11 protein-coding genes and 1 pseudogene are annotated in these 17,326 nt (G+C 76.5%); 5 read left to right on the forward strand and 7 right to left on the reverse strand.

Annotated elements, in window-relative coordinates; translation table 11 throughout:
• From RKE29_RS09455 to RKE29_RS09465, 3 genes and pseudogenes are all read left to right on the forward strand, one after another.
• A pseudogene (locus RKE29_RS09455) lies at positions 1-310 on the forward strand (hypothetical protein); the annotation flags it as partial.
• Entirely contained in the window at positions 307-948 is a 642-nt protein-coding gene (locus tag RKE29_RS09460; RefSeq protein ID WP_312004662.1) for a precorrin-8X methylmutase, read from the forward strand. The pseudogene RKE29_RS09455 and the gene RKE29_RS09460, both read left to right, overlap by 4 nt.
• Positions 945-2,486, forward strand: a complete 1,542-nt coding sequence (locus RKE29_RS09465; protein ID WP_312004663.1) for a precorrin-2 C(20)-methyltransferase — start codon at positions 945-947, stop codon at positions 2,484-2,486. Before RKE29_RS09460 ends, RKE29_RS09465 begins: the two co-directional genes overlap by 4 nt.
• A gap of 13 nt (positions 2,487-2,499) precedes the next feature.
• Here the strand turns inward: RKE29_RS09465 and RKE29_RS09470 are convergent, their stop codons facing one another.
• Complete coding sequence (locus RKE29_RS09470; protein WP_312004664.1) at positions 2,500-3,318, reverse strand: cobalt-precorrin-6A reductase; 819 nt, start codon at positions 3,316-3,318, stop codon at positions 2,500-2,502.
• A gap of 590 nt (positions 3,319-3,908) precedes the next feature.
• On the opposite strand from RKE29_RS09470, the gene RKE29_RS09475 reads away from it, so the two are divergent.
• Entirely contained in the window at positions 3,909-5,057 is a 1,149-nt protein-coding gene (locus RKE29_RS09475) for a cobalt-precorrin-5B (C(1))-methyltransferase (RefSeq protein WP_312004665.1), read from the forward strand.
• Between the two features lie 230 nt (positions 5,058-5,287).
• Positions 5,288-7,000: an aldehyde dehydrogenase family protein gene (locus tag RKE29_RS09480; protein ID WP_312004666.1), complete on the forward strand. Its 1,713-nt coding sequence runs from the start codon at positions 5,288-5,290 to the stop codon at positions 6,998-7,000.
• Between the two features lie 43 nt (positions 7,001-7,043).
• Here the strand turns inward: RKE29_RS09480 and cobM are convergent, their stop codons facing one another.
• From cobM to mutA, 6 genes are all read right to left on the reverse strand, one after another.
• Complete coding sequence (gene cobM, locus RKE29_RS09485) at positions 7,044-7,826, reverse strand: precorrin-4 C(11)-methyltransferase (RefSeq protein ID WP_312004668.1); 783 nt, start codon at positions 7,824-7,826, stop codon at positions 7,044-7,046.
• Between the two features lie 10 nt (positions 7,827-7,836).
• The gene (cbiE, locus tag RKE29_RS09490; RefSeq protein ID WP_312004669.1) at positions 7,837-9,111 is read right to left on the reverse strand and encodes a precorrin-6y C5,15-methyltransferase (decarboxylating) subunit CbiE; all 1,275 of its coding nucleotides are present in this window, start codon (positions 9,109-9,111) and stop codon (positions 7,837-7,839) included.
• 85 nt (positions 9,112-9,196) lie between these two features.
• Positions 9,197-10,408 carry a helix-turn-helix transcriptional regulator gene (locus tag RKE29_RS09495; RefSeq protein ID WP_312004670.1) on the reverse strand — a complete coding sequence of 404 codons (1,212 nt, stop codon included), beginning with the start codon at positions 10,406-10,408 and terminating at the stop codon, positions 9,197-9,199.
• A gap of 118 nt (positions 10,409-10,526) precedes the next feature.
• Positions 10,527-11,531 carry a methylmalonyl Co-A mutase-associated GTPase MeaB gene (meaB, locus tag RKE29_RS09500; RefSeq protein WP_312004671.1) on the reverse strand — a complete coding sequence of 335 codons (1,005 nt, stop codon included), beginning with the start codon at positions 11,529-11,531 and terminating at the stop codon, positions 10,527-10,529.
• A gap of 4 nt (positions 11,532-11,535) precedes the next feature.
• Positions 11,536-13,767: a methylmalonyl-CoA mutase gene (gene scpA, locus RKE29_RS09505; protein ID WP_312004672.1), complete on the reverse strand. Its 2,232-nt coding sequence runs from the start codon at positions 13,765-13,767 to the stop codon at positions 11,536-11,538.
• Complete coding sequence (mutA, locus tag RKE29_RS09510; protein WP_312004673.1) at positions 13,767-15,647, reverse strand: methylmalonyl-CoA mutase small subunit; 1,881 nt, start codon at positions 15,645-15,647, stop codon at positions 13,767-13,769. Before mutA ends, scpA begins: the two co-directional genes overlap by 1 nt.
• Between the last annotated feature and the right edge of the window lie 1,679 nt (positions 15,648-17,326).

Raw genomic sequence — 17,326 nt, forward strand, 5'->3', positions numbered from 1 at the left:
CAAGTCCCGCGCCGACGTACGCGCCGACGCGGCCCGCGCCCTGGCGGCGCACGCGCGGGAGACCGGCCCGCGGCCGGCGCCCGCGCGGGGCGGCGACGAGCGGCTGCCGGTGTACTTCTCCGGCTGCGAACGGCGCTGCGGCCACCCCGGGGGCCGCTGGGTCGACGTGCTGGCCACCGGCGACGGCTACCGGGTGGCCGTAACGGACGGCTCGCGGCCGGCGGCGCGGGACGGCGCCGGGACGGCGGCACGGGACGTGACAGCACAGGAACTGGCCGGCGCGGTGGCGGCGGCCCGTACACCGACATGATCGAGGGCACAGTGTTCGACTACGAGAAGGACGGGGCGGCCATCTACCGCGCCTCCTTTGCCACCATCCGCGCCGAGGCCGACCTCGGCGGGCTGCCCGCCGACGTGAGCCGCGTCGCGGTACGGATGATCCACGCCTGCGGCATGACCGACCTCGTCCGGGACCTGGCGTACACCCCGCAGGTGGTCTCCCGCGCGCGGGCCGCGCTGCGCGCCGGGGCGCCCGTGCTGTGCGACGCGCACATGGTCGCCAGCGGCGTCACGCGCCGGCGGCTGCCCGCGGACAACGAGGTGGTGTGCACCCTGTCGGACCCGTCCGTGCCCGGCCTCGCGCGCGAGCTGGGCACCACGCGCAGCGCCGCCGCGCTGGAGCTGTGGCGCGACCGGCTGGACGGCGCGGTCGTGGCCGTCGGCAACGCGCCCACGGCGCTGTTCCGGCTGCTGGAGATGATCGAGGAGGGGGCGCCGCGCCCGGCCGCCGTCATCGGCGTACCGGTCGGCTTCATCGGCGCGGCCGAGTCCAAGGACGCCCTGGCGAGCCTGCCCGGGGCCCCCGACCACCTGGTGGTGCGCGGCCGGCGCGGCGGCAGCGCCATGGCCGCGGCCGCGGTCAACGCGATGGCGAGCGAGGACGAGTGAGCGAGCAGCAGCAGCGGGGCACGGGACGGCTCTACGGCGTGGGCCTCGGCCCGGGCGACCCCGGCCTGATGACCGTGCGGGCCGTGGAGGTCATCACCGGCGCCGACGTGGTCGCCTACCACAGCGCGCGGCACGGCCGCAGCATCGCGCGCGCCATCGCCGCGCGCCACCTGCGGCCCGACCACATCGAGGAGCCGCTGGTCTACCCGGTCACCACCGAGCGCACCGACCACCCGGGCGGCTACCAGGGGGCGATCGAGGAGTTCTACGCGGAGGCGGCGGCCCGGCTCGCGGCGCACCTGGACGCCGGGCGCACGGTCGCGGTGCTGGCCGAGGGCGACCCGCTGTTCTACGGCTCGTACATGCACATGCACAAGCGGCTGGCCGACCGCTACCCCACCGAGGTGGTCCCCGGCGTCACCTCCGTCAGCGCCGCCGCCGCCCGCCTGGGCAGGCCGCTGGTGGAGGGCGAGGAGGTGCTGACCGTCCTGCCGGGCACGCTGCCGGAGGAGGAGCTGGCGGCGCGGCTGGCCGGGACGGACGCGGCGGCCGTGCTGAAGCTGGGCCGCACCTTCCCCGCCGTGCGCGGGGCGCTGGAGCGCTCCGGGCGGCTGGCGGAGGCGTGGTACGTGGAGCGGGCCACGATGGACGGCGAGCGCACCGCGCCGCTGGCGGACGTCGACCCGGAGTCGGTGCCGTACTTCTCGCTGGCCGTGCTGCCCAGCCGGGTGGGGCTGCCGGACGGCGCCTCCCGGCCCCAGGCCGGTGAGGAGCCGGAGGCCGCGCCGGGCGGCGAGGTCGTCGTGGTGGGCCTGGGCCCGGCCGGGCCCGGGTGGCTGACCCCGGAGGCGCGCGGCGCGCTGGCCGCCGCCGAGGACCTGGTGGGCTACGTCACCTACCTGGACCGGGTGCCGGCGCGCGCCGGGCAGCGGCGGCACCCCTCGGACAACCGGGTGGAGGCCGAGCGCGCCGAGTTCGCCCTGGACCTGGCGCGGCGCGGGCGGCGGGTGGCGGTGGTCTCCTCGGGCGACCCGGGGGTGTTCGCCATGGCGACCGCCGTGCTGGCGGCGGCGGCCCAGGAGCCGTACCGGGACGTGCCGGTGCGGGTGCTGCCGGGCGTGACGGCGGCTCAGGCGGCCGCCGCCCGCGCGGGCGCGCCGCTCGGCCACGACTACGCGGTGGTGTCCCTGTCGGACCGGCTCAAGCCCTGGGAGGTCATCGCGGAGCGGCTGCGCGCGGCGGCAGCGGCCGACCTGGTGCTCGCGCTGTACAACCCCGGCTCGCGCAGCCGGACCTGGCAGGTGGGCAAGGCCCGCGAGCTGCTGCTGGAGCACCGCTCGCCGGACACGCCCGTGGTGCTCGGCCGGGACGTCGGCGGACCGGAGGAGAGCGTGCGGGTCGTCCGGCTGGCCGACCTGGACCCGGTGCGGGTCGACATGCGCACCATTGTGCTGGTCGGCTCCTCCCAGACCCGTACGGTACGGCGCGGCGACGGCACCGAGGTGGTGTGGACGCCGCGCGACTACCCGGAGGGCTGAGCGTGCGCCCGCGTCACTCCCGCCGTAGCCGCCGCGCCAGCCAGGCCACCGCCCCGGCCGGGTCCGCGGCCACCGGCACGCCCTCGGGCGCCGGCGGCCGCCGGACCACCACCACGGGCACCCCGGCCTCGCGCGCGGCGGTGAGCTTGGCCGCGGTGGCCTGCCCGCCGCTGTCCTTGGTGACGAGCACGTCGACGCGGTGGCGGCGCAGCAGCTCCGCCTCCCCGTCGAGCGTGAACGGGCCGCGGTCGAGCAGCACCTCCATGCGCGGCGGGTGCGGCGGCTCGGGCGGGTCGACGCAGCGTACGAGGAACCACTGGGCGGTCAGGTGCGCGAACGTGGCCAGGCCGGTGCGGCCCGTGGTGAGGAACACCCGCTCCCCCAGGGCGGGCAGCAGCGCCGCGGCCTCGGCCAGCGACCCGGCCGGGTGCCAGCGGTCGCCGTCGCCCGCTACCCAGCCGGGCCGGCGCAGGGCGAGCAGGGGAACATGGACGGCGGCGGCCGCGCGGGCCGCGTGCACACTGATCGTGCCGGCGAAGGGGTGGGTGGCATCGATGAGCGCGTCAACGCGGTGCTCGCGCAGCCAGCGGGCCAGGCCGTCCGCACCGCCGAACCCGCCGACGCGCACCCGCCCGGCCGGCAGCCGGGGCGCGGCGACGCGGCCCGCGAGCGAACTGGTGACGCGCAGGCCGGGCTCGGCGGCGAGCCGCGCGGCCAGCAGCCGCCCCTCGGTGGTGCCGCCGAGGATCAGCACGTGCCGCGCGGTGTCCGGCCCGGGCCCGTCCGGTGGCGCGGTGGGCTCGGCGGGCTGCGGTGCCGGTAGGTCGGGCATCGGGGGCCTTTCGTGGTGCGTACGGCGGGGCCGGCGGGACGCGACGGACGGCTCGGCCGCGTACGGCGGGGGCCGCGCCCGGCGCGGGCCCGGCAGGGGCCACCCTGCCACGAGCGGCCGCGGGGGCAGGCACCCCGGTACGGCGGCCCCGCGCCCGGGTGGCGGCCCGGCCGGGCCCGGCGCCCGTCCCTGGGCACGCACCGCGCCCGGGGCGAGTCCGATACGCGGCGCCGGGCGCGCGGACGACGGGCCCCGCGACGGCGGGCGCGAGCTGGCGCCGTCCGGCGACGGCCGGCGAAGGCCGCCGGGCACGAGAGGCCCGCAGGGGGAGCGCCATCCGACGGCGGCTGGAAACGGAGCCGCACTCCGGCCGGGCGCTGCGGCACGGCACGGTGCGGCCGCGCCCGGCACGGGCCGCGCACGGCACCGGACCGGCAGCGGTCACCCTGTCACGAACGGCTGCCAGAGCAGGCACCCCGGTACGGCGAGCACCGCGCAGTGGTCCGGCCGGACCGTGCTCGCAGCGCCGCCCGGTGCCCGCCGCGCCAGGCGCCGCGCCCGGCGGGGCCCGGCGGCCCGAGGAGGCGGCCGTGGCTGAGCCGCAGCCGACCGGAGGCCGGGACGCCCAGCTGGCGCGCAGCGGGCTGCGGCACGGCTGGACCACCGGCGCCTGCGCGACCGCCGCCGCCACCGCCGCATACACCGCGCTGCTCACCGGGGAGTTCCCCGACCCGGTGACGATCACGCTGCCCCGCGGCCAGCGGCCCGAGTTCGCCCTGGCCGACGAGCGGCGCGACCCGGACGGCCGGCGGGCGATGGCCGCGGTGGTCAAGGACGCCGGTGACGACCCGGACGTCACGCACGGCGCGGTGGTCCGCGCCACGGTGCGCGCGCTGCCGCCGGGCAGCGGCGTGGTGTTCCGGGCGGGCCCGGGCGTGGGCACGGTCACCCGGCCCGGCCTGCCGCTGGCCGTGGGCGAACCGGCCATCAACCCCGTGCCCCGGCAGCTGATGCGCGACCACGCCGCCGCGGTGGCCGCGGCGCACGGCCGGTCCTGCGACGTGGAGATCGAGGTGTCGGTCGACGGCGGCGAGGAGATCGCCCGCCGCACCTGGAACCCCCGGCTCGGCATCCTCGGCGGCCTGTCCATCCTGGGCACGACGGGCATCGTGGTGCCGTACTCCTGCTCGGCGTGGATCGACAGCATCCGGCGCGGCGTGGACGTGGCGCGCGCGGCCGGCCGCGCGCACGTGGCGGGCTGCACCGGCTCGACGTCGGAGAAGACCGTGGTGGCCGTCTACGGGCTGCCGCAGGACGCGCTGCTGGACATGGGCGACTTCGCCGGGGCCGTGCTGAAGTACCTGCGCCGCCACCCGGTGCCGCGGCTGACCGTCGCCGGTGGCTTCGCGAAGCTGTCCAAGCTCGCCGCGGGCCATCTGGACCTGCACTCCTCCCGCTCCCAGGTGGACCTCGGCCACCTGGCCGAGCTGGCCCGCGCGGGCGGCGCGGAGGAGGAGCTGGCCGCCGCGGTGGCCGCGGCCAACACCGGTCTTGAGGCGCTGCGGCTGTGCGCCGGCCAGGGAGTGCCGCTCGGCGACCTGGTGGCCCGTCAGGCGCGCGCCACCGCGCTGGAGGTGCTGCGCGGCGCGCCGGTGGCGGTGGACGTGCTGTGCGTGGACCGGGCGGGCACGGTCGTGGGGCGGACCGGGCCCGAGGGCCCCGGCGCGCGGCCGCGGTAGCCGCCGCCCGCGCGGCCCGGCTCCCGCGCGGCCCGGCTCCCGTTCCGTACCGCGTTTGTCAGCGTCCTGAGCATGCCAGGCCTGCCCGTTGTCACCCGGCCGGAGGGGATTCACGCCGGTCGTACGAACCCGTGACGGGCGGTGGTTTCCGGCCGTATGTTGGCTCCCGGATCCGGCCCGGGTCCACGGCTCCCGGCGCGACGACGCGGGAGGGCGAGGAGGAGTACGCGATGACGGCCGCGGTCACCGACCAGCTCACCCGGCGGCTCGGGCACTTGCGCGGGCACGCCCGGGAGTGGGCCGGGATGCCGCTGGCGCAGAAGCGGGACCTGCTGCTGCGGGTGCGCGAGCGGGTGGCTCCGAACGCCGAGCGCTGGGTGGAGCTGTCCTGCCGGGGCAAGGGCATCGCGCCCGACTCGGCCCTGGCCGGCGAGGAGTGGCTGACCGGGCCGTTCGCGCTGCTGACCTACCTCGACGCGCTGGCCGGGACCGTGGGCCGGCTCGCCGACGGCGGCAGCCCGCTGGACCGGGTGCGGGTGCGCACCAGGCCGGACGGGCGGCTCAGCTTGCGGGTGCTGCCGTACGAGCCCGTCGACCGCCTGTTCCAGAGCGGCTTCGGCGCGGAGGTGTGGCTGCGGCCCGGGGTGACCGAGAGCCAGGCCCGCGAACGCCTCGGCCGCGGGCTGCGGGACGGCGTGGTCCACGACGGCGTGTGCCTGGTGCTCGGCGCGGGCAACATCAACGCCACCGCGCCGCTGGACGTGCTGTACAAGATGGTCGCGGGCAACGCGGTCGTGCTGTGCAAGCTCAACCCGGTCAACGACTACCTCCAGCCGGTGCTGGAGGACATCTTCGCGCCGCTGGCCGACCGCGGCTTCCTGCACATCGTCTCCGGCGGCGCGGAGGTCGGCGCGTTCCTCACCGGCCACGACGACGTCACGTCCATCCACATCACCGGCAGCAACGCCGCGCACGACGCGATCGTGTTCGGCCCCGGCGAGGAGGGCGCGCGCCGCCGGGCCGCCCGCACCCCGCTGCTGGCCAAGCCCATCACCAGCGAGCTGGGCGGCGTGGGCGCCACGGTCGTGGTGCCGGGCCCGTGGACCCGGGCGGACCTGCGCTTCCAGGCCGCCCACGCGGCCAGCCAGAAGCTGCACAACAGCGGGTTCAACTGCACGGCCTCGCAGATCGTCGTGCTGCCCGGCGCGTGGCGGCACGCCGACGCGTTCACCGACGAGCTGCGCGCCGCGCTGCGGACCGCGCCGGAGCGGCCCGCCTACTACCCGGGCGCGGCCGAGCGGGTGCGGGCGGCGCTGGCCGCGCACCCCGGCGCCGAGCGGCTGGGCGGCGAGGTGCCCCGGGTGCTGGCCACGGGCCTCAACCCGGACGACGCCGGCGAGTACCTGTTCTCCACCGAGTGCTTCGCGCCCGTGCAGGGCGTCACCCGGCTGCCCGGCGCGACCGCGCGCGACTACCTCGACGCCGCCGTCGCGTTCTGCAACGAGCGCCTGGCGGGCACCCTCGGCGTGAACCTGATCATCCACCCGGCGACCATCGCCGAACTCGGCCCGGCCTTCGACGCGGCGCTGGTCGACCTGCGCTACGGCACGGTCGCGGTCAACGCGTGGACGTCCGTGGGCTACCTGACGCCCCGCGCCAACTGGGGCGCCTTCCCCGGCCACGAGCTGCACGACGCGGGCAGCGGCATCGGCACCTCGCACAACGCGCTGCTGCTGGACGACGTCGAGCGCACCGTCGTCCGCGGCCCCTTCCGGCCCGCGCCCCGCTCGCTGCTGCGCGGCGAGTGGTCGCTGTCGCCGAAGCCGGCGTGGTTCGTGAACAACCGGACCGCCCAGCACACCTCCAGACTCGCCGCCCGGTACACCGCCCGGCCGAACCCGGCCCGCCTGCCGGCCGTGGTCCTCTCGGCCCTCCGCGGCTGACTTCCCCCCGGGCGGCGTAGCACGTCGCGACGGCGGCGCCCGGTCAGGGCGCCGCCGGGCCGGGAGCGTCCCCGCACGGCGCGGGGTGCCGCTCCCGGTCCGGCGAGTACAGGTGGCTGTCGCGGAACTGCTCGGCGCCCAGCGTGCGGCCGACCAGGATGACCGCGGTACGTACGACACCGGCCGCCCGCACCTGCCCGGCGATGTCGCCCAGCGTGCCGCGCAGCACCAGCTCGTCCGGGCGGCTGGCCATCGCGACCACGGCCGCCGGGCAGTCGGCGCCGTAGTGCGGCAGCAGCTCGGCCACCACGCGGTCGGCGTACCGGGCCGCCAGGTGCAGCACCAGCAGCGCGCCGGAGCGGCCCAGGGTGGCCAGGTCCTCGCCCTCGGGCATGGGCGTGGCCCGCTGCGCGACCCGGGTGAGGATCACGGTCTGGCCCACGGTCGGCACGGTCAGCTCGCGTTTCAGCGCGGCGGCGGCCGCCGCGAAGGCGGGCACCCCGGGCACCACCTCGCAGGGCACCCCGGCCCGGTCCAGGCGGCGCATCTGCTCGGCCACGGCGCTGAAGACCGACGGGTCGCCGGAGTGCAGCCGGGCCACGTCCAGGCCCGCCTCGTGCGCGGCCACCAGCTCGGCGGTGATCCCGTCCAGGTCCAGGTCGGCGGTGTCGACCAGGCGGGCGCCGGGCGGGCATTCGGCGAGCAGGTCGCGCGGCACCAGGCTGCCCGCGTACAGGCACACCGGGCAGCGCGCCAGCAGCCGCGCGCCGCGCAGGGTGATCAGATCGGCGGCCCCGGGGCCCGCGCCGATGAAGTACACGGTCATGGCGGCTCCTTCACGCGTCCGACGCGTCGGTCGGCTGGGCCCCGGACGGCTCCGGGGCGGGCTTCACTGCGGTCCACTGGGTGACGGGCATGGCCTGCCGCCAGCCCGCGAACCGGCCTACGGGCACGGCGTGCGCGACGGCGAGACGGACCAGTTCGCCGCCGTGCCGCCCGTACCACTCGGCCAGCAGCGCCTCCGCCTGGAGGGTCACGCCGTTGACCACCAGCCGCCCGCCCGGAGGCAGGGCCGTCCAGCAGGCGGGCAGCACGCCGGGCGCGGTCACGCCGCCGCCGACGAACACCGCGTCGGGTACGGGCAGTCCGGCCAGCGCTTCGGGCGCCGCGCCGGTGACCACGCGCAGGTGCGGCACGCCGAGGGCGTCGGCGTTGCGGGCGATGCGCGCGGCCCGTACGGGGTCGCGCTCCACGGCCACGGCCCGGCAGGCGCGGTGGGCGCGCAGCCACTCGACGCCCACCGAGCCGGAACCGCCGCCGACGTCCCACAGCAGCTCGCCGGGCGCGGGGCCCAGCGCCGCCAGCGTGACGGCCCGTATGTGCCGCTTGGTGAGCTGCCCGTCGTGCTCGTACGCCGCGTCCAGCAGGCCCGGCACGGCGGGAAGGCGGGGCGTGTTCGGTGCGGGTACGCACTCGACGGCGACGACGTTGAGCGGGTCGCCGGGCGGGTGCGGCCAGTCGTCGGCCCGGCCGGTCAGGTGGCGTTCGCGCGGGCCGCCGAGCTGTTCCAGTACGCGCATCCGGCTGGGCCCGTAGCCGCGCGCGCGCAGCAACGCGGCAACTTGCGCGGGGGTGTCCGCGCCCGCGCTGAGCACCAGCAGTCGCCGCCCGGCGTGCAGGAACCGCGCCACGGACGCGGTCGGCCGCCCCACCAGGCTGACCACGTCGGTGTCCTCCACCGGCCAGCCGAGCCGGGCGCAGGCGTACGACACCGACGACGGGTGCGGCAGGACGCGCAGCGCCGCGGGCCCGGCGGCCTCGGCCAGCGCCCGGCCGATGCCGAAGAACATCGGGTCGCCGCTGGCCAGCACGCACAGGCGGCGCCCGGCGTGGGCGGCGAGCAGCCCGGGCACGGCGGGCAGCAGCGGCGAGGGCCACGGCACGCGCTCGGCCGGGCAGTCGGCCGGCAGCAGGGCGAGCTGGCGCGGGCCGCCGACGACGGCCTCGGCAGCGCGCAGGGCCGCCCGGGCGGCCGGGGCCAGGCCCTCCCAGCCGTCGGCGCCGATCCCGACGACGGTCACCGGGGGGTCGGCGGGACAGGCGGGGCTCACGGGCGGGCACCTCGGCGGATGTCGTACGGTCTTGGACGGCCCCCGCACTCTACTGACCTGCCGCGATGCCCCTGCGGGCGGGTTGCTACATGCCGACCCACCTGGCGAGCGAGCTGAGGCTCTCCGGCAGCCGCTTCGACCGGCGCACCAGCGCTCCGACCACCTCGCGCGCCGCCGGGTGATACCGGACGTACTGCGGAGCCGACCCGCGTGCCTTCATCATCGCCTTCAACGCCGCGTCGTTCTGCCCAAGGTCCGTGTAGGCGCGTGAGCTGTCCATCCAGTACCTGGCCACGCGCTCGCTGGAGTGGCCGGCCGGGAAACGGACGTCTTTCGCTGCCAGGAGCGCGGCGGACATGTGCCGCAGCTCCACGTTGGTCTCCAGCCGGTACTGGGCGACATCGGCCGGACCGAACGAGAGCCAGTAGATGGTGGCCGGGTCCCTTTCCCGTCCCAACCGGTCCGCGTTCTCCTGCGCGAGGTTCAGGTACCCGGTCGCGTCGTCCGTGTTTTTCGCCCGCGCGGAGATGTGTGCGGCGCGCAGGTGAAGCTTTCCGGCGACGGCGAGTGCCGCCGTGGAACCGGGATCGTCGCTCTGCCGCACCAACCCCTGCGCGCTGGCCACCAGTTTCATGGCGATCCCGGGGTTGTCCCTGCTCACGTGCGTCAGACTCCGGTTGAACAGCCGGAGGGCGAGCATCATCGGGTCCTGCGTCTGCTCGGCGGCCCTGGCCATGCGCTCCAAGGCGATGGCTGCCAGTTCCGTGTGTCCGAGGCGGCGGGCGAACCAGTGGGCCTCATCGTGGGCGAAGGCGAGCGCGCGTGCCGTGCGGCGTCGATCCGGCCCTTCAGGAGCGGACCCCATGGCGATGTTCAACTCTCCCAGCAACCCCGGCACCCGTGAGCCGACGCCGCGAAGGTCGGCGTTTCGGGCAAGCCGCACTAGGGCGTCCGCATCGGCCCAGAGGTCCGGCAGCGGACGCGGGCGGACCTGCTCGTCCGGTGGCAACTCGTACAGGTCGACGGCCTCGGCGAGGGGCCTGATCATGCCGTCGATCTGGTCCTGGCGCATCTGGTCGGTGTAGGGCTGGCCGTACAGCACCGCCGGGTCCACCTTCAGCACCCGGGCGACCGCCGCCACGAGCGCGGGGCTGGCCGGGGAGTCACCGGTCTCCACCTTGGTGATGGAGCTGTACGAGACGTACGCGCGCTCGGCTAACGCACGCTGCGTCATGTGGCGCAGTTTCCGGTGGTCGGCGATCCGGATCCCTGTGTGCTCTTCCACGCTCCGCGACACGGAGAACTCCCTCCGTCGCCACCACGGTACGCCTCACAGACGGTGAACGGAGGTCCCAGCGGCCCCCGTTCACCCGTTCGTGCGGGCCCGTCCCAGGGGCCCCATGCGTCCCGGGCCGTCAGTCCGCCGCAGCCCGGAAGGCCGCCAGGAGCCGGTCGGCGGCCAGCGTCGCCGTCAGCGTGCCGTCCCGTACCTGCTGTTCGAGCGCGGGTGTCAGGCGGCGTACCTCCGGGTGCTCCAGCAGCGAGGTCAGCAGCTGGTCGCGGACCATGGACCAGGTCCACTCCACCTGCTGGTCGCGGCGCTTGGCGTCCAGCGCGCCCGAAGCCTCCAGCACCGAGCGGTGCTGCTCCAGGCGGTCCCACAGCTCGTCCAGGCCGGTGTCCTCGCGGGCGCTGCACGTGAGGACCGGCGGGTTCCACGGCGCGCCCGGGGGCTGGAGCAGCCGCAGCGCGCCGGCCAGTTCGCGGGCGGCGGACTTCGCGTCGCGCTCGTGCGGGCCGTCCGCCTTGTTGATGGCGACGACGTCCGCCAGCTCCAGCACGCCCTTCTTGATGCCCTGGAGCTGGTCGCCGGTGCGGGCCAGGGACAGCAGCAGGAAGGAGTCGACCATGCCCGCGACGGCCGTCTCGGACTGGCCGACGCCGACGGTCTCCACCAGGATCACGTCGTAGCCCGCGGCCTCCATCACCACCATGCTCTCGCGGGTGGCGCGGGCCACCCCGCCGAGCGTGCCCGCGCTCGGCGAGGGCCGCACGAACGCGGCCGGGTCCACCGCGAGGCGCGCCATGCGCGTCTTGTCGCCGAGGATCGAGCCGCCGGTGCGGGTGGAGGACGGGTCCACGGCGAGCACCGCGACCCGGTGGCCGCGCCCGGTGAGCAGGGTGCCCAGCGCGTCGATGAAGGTCGACTTGCCCACGCCGGGCACGCCGCTGATGCCCACCCGCCGCGCCCTGCCGGTGTGCGGCAGCAGTTCGATCAGCAGCCGCTGCGCCAGCGCGCGGTGGTCGGCCCGGGTGGACTCCACCAGCGTGACGGCGCGGGCGATGTACGCCCGCGAGCCGTCGAGCACGCCCTTGGCGTAGGTGTCGATGTCGATGCTCGGTCGCCTGGCCGGGGGCATGGGCCTACAGCTCGTGGCCGAGGGTGGCGGCGAGCGACTTCACCAGGTCGTGGGCGGCGTCGGGGATGACCGTGCCCGGCAGGAAGACGGCGGCCGCGCCGGCCTCGTACAGCGGCTGCACGTCCTGCGGCGGGATGACGCCGCCGACGACGATGGTGATGTCCTCCCGGCCCGCCTCGGCGAGCTGCTCGCGCAGCGCGGGCACGAGCGTGAGGTGGCCGGCGGCCAGCGAGTTGACGCCGACGATGTGCACGTCGGCCTCGACCGCCTGCCGGGCGACCTCTTCCGGGGTCTGGAACAGCGGGCCGACGTCCACGTCGAAGCCGAGGTCGGCGAACGCGGTGGCGATCACCTTCTGGCCCCGGTCGTGGCCGTCCTGGCCCATCTTGGCGACCAGGATGCGCGGCCGGCGGCCCTCGGCGCGCTCGAAGGCGGCCACCAGCTCCCGGGTGCGGTCCACGCCGGAGGACGCCCCGGCCTCGTCTCGGTACACACCGGAGATCGTACGGATCTGGCCGGCGTGCCGCCCGTACACCTCCTCCAGTGCGTCGGAGATCTCACCGACGGTGGCCTTGGCGCGGGCCGCGTCCACCGCGAGGGCCAGCAGGTTGCCGTCCAGACCGCCGCCGCCGGACGGGCCGGAGCGGGCCGCGGCGGTCAGGGCACGCAGCGCGTCCTGGCAGGCGGCCTCGTCGCGCTCGGCGCGCAGCCGCCGCAGCTTCTCGATCTGCTGGGCGCGCACCGAGGAGTTGTCGACCTTGAGGACCTCGATCTGCTCGTCGCTGGCCACCCGGTACTTGTTGACGCCGATCACCGGCTGGCGGCCGGAGTCGATGCGCGCCTGGGTGCGCGCCGCCGCCTCCTCCACGCGCAGCTTCGGGATGCCCGCGTCGATGGCCTTGGCCATGCCGCCCGCGGCCTCGACCTCCTCGATGTGCTGCCAGGCGCGGCGGGCGAGGTCGTGGGTCAGCCGCTCGACGTACGCGCTGCCGCCCCACGGGTCGATGACGCGACAGGTGCCGGACTCCTGCTGGAGCAGGATCTGGGTGTTGCGGGCGATGCGCGCGGAGAAGTCGGTGGGCAGCGCCAGGGCCTCGTCCAGCGCGTTGGTGTGCAGCGACTGGGTGTGGCCCTGGGTGGCGGCCATGGCCTCCACGCAGGTGCGGGTGACGTTGTTGAACACGTCCTGTGCGGTCAGCGACCAGCCGGAGGTCTGGCTGTGCGTGCGCAGCGACAGCGACTTGGGGTTCTTCGGGTCGAACTGCCTGACCAGCCTGGCCCACAGCAGGCGGGCCGCGCGCAGCTTGGCGACCTCCATGAAGAAGTTCATGCCGATGGCCCAGAAGAACGACAGGCGCGGCGCGAAGGCGTCCACGTCCATGCCGGCGCCCAGGCCCGCCCGCAGGTACTCCACGCCGTCGGCCAGCGTGTAGGCCAGCTCCAGGTCGGCCGTGGCGCCCGCTTCCTGGATGTGGTAGCCGGAGATGGAGATGGAGTTGTACCGCGGCATCTTCTGCGCCGTGTACGCGAAGATGTCGGAGATGATCCGCATCGACGGCTGCGGCGGGTAGATGTAGGTGTTGCGGACCATGAACTCCTTGAGGATGTCGTTCTGGATGGTCCCGGCCAGCTTCTCGGGCGGCACGCCCTGTTCCTCGGCGGCGACGATGTACAGCGCGAGGACGGGCAGCACCGCGCCGTTCATGGTCATCGACACGCTCATGCGGTCCAGCGGGATGCCGTCGAACAGCTGCCGCATGTCGTAGATGGAGTCGATCGCCACGCCCGCCATGCCCACGTCGCCGGTCACGCGCGGGTGGTCGCTGTCGTAGCCGCGGTGGGTGGCCAGGTCGAAGGCGACCGACAGGCCCTTCTGCCCGGCCGCGAGGTTGCGCCGGTAGAAGGCGTTGGACTCCTCGGCGGTGGAGAAGCCCGCGTACTGACGGATCGTCCACGGCTGGGTGACGTACATCGCCGGGTACGGGCCGCGCAGGTACGGCGCGATGCCCGGGTAGGTGCCCAGGAAGTCGAGCCCGGCCAGGTCCTCCCCGGTGTACAGCGGCTTCACGCCGATGCCCTCGGGGGTGTCCCACACCAGGTCGTCCACGTCCTTGCCGGTGCTCCGCTGGAGCGCGGCGCGCCACGCGTCCGCGTCCGCCCCCGGGCCCCGCGGCTCACCGAGGCCGATCTCCGAGAAGTCCGGAATCCGGCCCTCCGGCACTGGGTTGCCTCCCATCACGCCACTCCCATGGTGTCGAGAGCCGAGGACAGCACCTCGACCGCGTCACAGCCGGCGAAGACGAACTCGTCCACCCCGGCCCGTTCGTAGTCTTCCCGCAGTTCCCCGGGCCGTCCCGCCAGGTACACCCGCAGCGCCCCGGCCCGCTTCAGCTCGGCGGCCACGGCCGCGGCCTGCTCGGCGTACAGCGCGTCGCTGGAGCACAGCACCGCGACGCGCGCGCCGCTGGCGGCCAGCGCCTCGGCCGCGGTCGCGGCGGTGACGGTCACCGGGTCGTGCACCGTCTCGATGCCGCCCGCGCGGAACAGGTTGCCCGCGAAGGCCGCGCGCGCGGTGTGCGCGGCGGCCGGGCCCAGGGCGGCCAGCAGCGCCCGGGGGCGGGTGCCGTGCGCGGCCAGGTGCGCGTCGGAGCGGGCGCGCAGCCGCTCGTACGCCTCGTCGCGGCGCACCCGCGGCAGGCCGCCGCCCGGCGGTTCGGGCGCGGGTTCGCGCCGCACCGGCTGCTCGGCGAGGTCCGGGAACTCGCTGACGCCGGTGATCGGCTCCTTGCGGCGGGCCAGGTCGCGCGAGCGGCGCTCCCAGGTGGCGGCCAGCCGCTCCCCCACGAGACCGGAGGACAGCGCCTTCGCCAGGCCCCCGGCGCGCTCGGTCTCCTGGAACCAGGCCCAGGCGGCGCGGGCCACGTCGTCGGTCAGCCGCTCGACGTACCAGGAGCCGCCCGCCGGGTCGATGACCCGCGCGAGGTGCGACTCCTCCAGCAGGATCGTCGAGGTGTTGCGGGCGATGCGGCGGGCGAAGTCGTCCGGCAGGCCGACGGCGCTGTCGAACGGCAGCACGGTGACGGCGTCGGCGCCGCCCACGCCCGCGGCGAGGGTGGCGACCGTGGTGCGCAGCATGTTCACCCACGGGTCGCGGCGGGTCATCATCACCGGCGAGGTCACCGCGTGCTGGGTCTGCGCGCCCGCCTCGGGGCCCGCGCCGGACACCTCGGCCACCCGCGCCCACAGCCGCCGCGCGGCGCGCAGCTTGGCGATGGTGAGGAACTGGTCGGCGGTGGCCGCGTAGCGGAACTCCAGCTGGGCCAGCGCCGCCTCGACCGGCAGTCCGGCGCCGGTCAGCAGGCGCAGGTAGGCGACGCCCGCGGCGAGCGAGCTCCCGAGCTCCTGCGCCGCCGAGGCCCCGGCCTCGTGGTAGGGCAGGGCGTCCACGGTGAAGGCCCGCACGCCCGGGTGGTCGCGGTCGCAGGTCCGCGCGAGGTCGGCGGCGGCGGCCAGGTGGCCGTCGAGGTCGGCGTGCCGGCCGGTGCGGGCCGCGGTGCCCAGCGGGTCGGCGCCGAGGTTGCCCAGCGCCGCGGACGGCGGCACCTGCCGCTCGGCGTACAGGTCCAGCAGGGCGCGCGCGGCGGCCTCGAAGTCGGGGCCGGCGTCCAGGACGACGGGCGCGAGGTCGAGGTACACCCCCTTGAGCGCCTGCGGCAGCCCGGCCACGGGCAGCCCGGCGGCGCCGACGGCCAGCCAGACCGACCCGGCGCCGTTCTCCAGGTCCGCGAGCACCGCCTCGTTGGTGCGGGCCGGGTCGGGGTGGGCGTGGCGCTGGCGCACGTCCCAGCCGGAGACCGCGGAGCCCTGGGCGCGGCCGCCGCGGACGAACGGGGCGAAGCCCGGGTAGCCGGGGTCCGGCGCGGCGTCCTGCGCGGTGTACAGCGGGCGGACCGTCACTCCGTCCTCGACGCCGGTGGCCAGCACCTCCTCCGTGCGCGCACCCGCGACATCCGTCTTGCCGGCTTTGCGCAGCACTCCTTCGACGAGGTGGTGCCACTGCTCCCGGGTCGCGTCCGGGAACTCAGCGGCGAGGGGCAGGTCAGGCTGGACCGTCATGAGGGGGAGGCTAATGGTCGCCGCTAAAGGGGCATTAGTGGGGGTCCCTGTGAGCTTTCTCCCACCGGGGCCGTGTGGGCCCTGTCACCAGGCACAAGGCCGCTGGCGGGGCGCCCCCGAGGAGGCCTCTGGGCGGGGCCCGGGAGGGCCCTCTGCGCCCCCTCGGCGCCCCCTCGGCGCCCTCTCGGGCGGGCGGCGCCTGTCCTCTCGGGCGGGCGCCGCCTGCCGGACGGTACGGGTCCGGCGGGCGGGAGCCGGAGGGCGGGACCGGAGGGCGGCGGCTCGACGGTGGGACGGGTCGGCGGGACGGGTCGGCGGGGAAGAGGGTGCGGGGCAAGAAGAAGGCCCGCCCGGTGCGACGGGGGATGCACACCGGACGGGCTCATCACCTTTGTACCGCATGACAGCGGGGTTATGCATCAAAAACGCGTTCGCCTTCCGGTCGATCGCCTTCAGGGGATCGATATCCAGCCAGAAACGGCCCCGGGACGGCGGCTCGGGCTCCGCGGGCGGACCTGGTCGGCCGGGTGACGGCGAACCGCCCCGGACAGGGCGGCGGGCGATGGATCGTACGCATGTTCGGTTGTGGCGCCAGGGGCTTTCTAGTGGACGGCGAGCGGAAGCACAAGAGGGCACTACTGGCCAAGATAAGGATTTCGGGAATCCGGATCCCGTTCGGCCCCGCCGCCGCGCCCGCGGGGCCCGCCCGCCGGAACGGGCCGCTCGCCGGAGCACCGCGCGCGGGCCCGCGGGTGCGCGCCGGACAGGCCGGCGGACCGGCGACGGGCCGCCGGGGTGGTGCCGGGTCCGGCCTCCCGGCACCACCCCCGCGCCACAGGTGGCCCCGACCCCCGTCCAGGGCCACCTCGACCTCGGTTCCGCCGCCACCCGCGCGTCCAGGGCGCGTCGGCGGGGGCGGGCCGGCCGGTGCGGCGGCGGGAGCGGTGGCCGCCGCTTCCGCACCAGGCGGTATGAGGTCTCGCTTGCTTCCGGTCCTTGCTTCCGGTCCTCGGAGGGGACAACGGCGGGGCCGGGCCACGGCTTCCGCGTCGGCAGCAAGTTGCCAATCCCCCTCCGCGGCGAGGCGGATCTTGACACGGGGAGACGGCGGCGGGCCCGTCAGGCGGGCTCGGCTCCCGGGGGCGGCCGGACGGGCCCGGGCAGGGGGCGAATTCTCGCCGCGCCCGGCGGCCGGACGCACGACCGGTCCTGTGACCGGGACGGTTCGCCGGTATCCCGCGGCGTGGCGGCGCGGCGCGGCGCGAGGCGCCGGAGCGGCCTCGCGGCGGACCTGCTCGGCCGGTCCGGCGACGCCGCGCGGGGGTGCCTCCCAGCGGGAGCCGGGAGGTGCCGTGCCGGGCGTCGCGAGCCGGTGGACCTTTCCGGTCACAGCGCTAGGGGCACACTCCGGTCACCGGCCCGGGTCCGCGGCCCGGTGACCGGCGGGCAGGGCCGTCCCAGGCACCCTCCGCTCGCGGCCCGACCGCCCGATGCCGACACCCCGGGGCTTCCCAGGCCGGCAGCGGCGCGTGGGCCGCCCCGCGGGCGACGCGGCCCGCGGGGCGGTACGAAGCCCGCGACGGTCCCGCCGCGGCAGCGGGCACGCGCGCGCCCCGCAGGCCGCCCGGGCCCCGCGGCCGACGGCGTGTCAGCCGCTCGCGAGGCGGCGGGCCCCCCGG

The sequence above is a fragment of the Streptomyces sp. B1866 genome (genome assembly GCF_031932565.1).
In the GTDB taxonomy this organism is placed as follows: Bacteria; Actinomycetota; Actinomycetes; order Streptomycetales; family Streptomycetaceae; genus Streptomyces.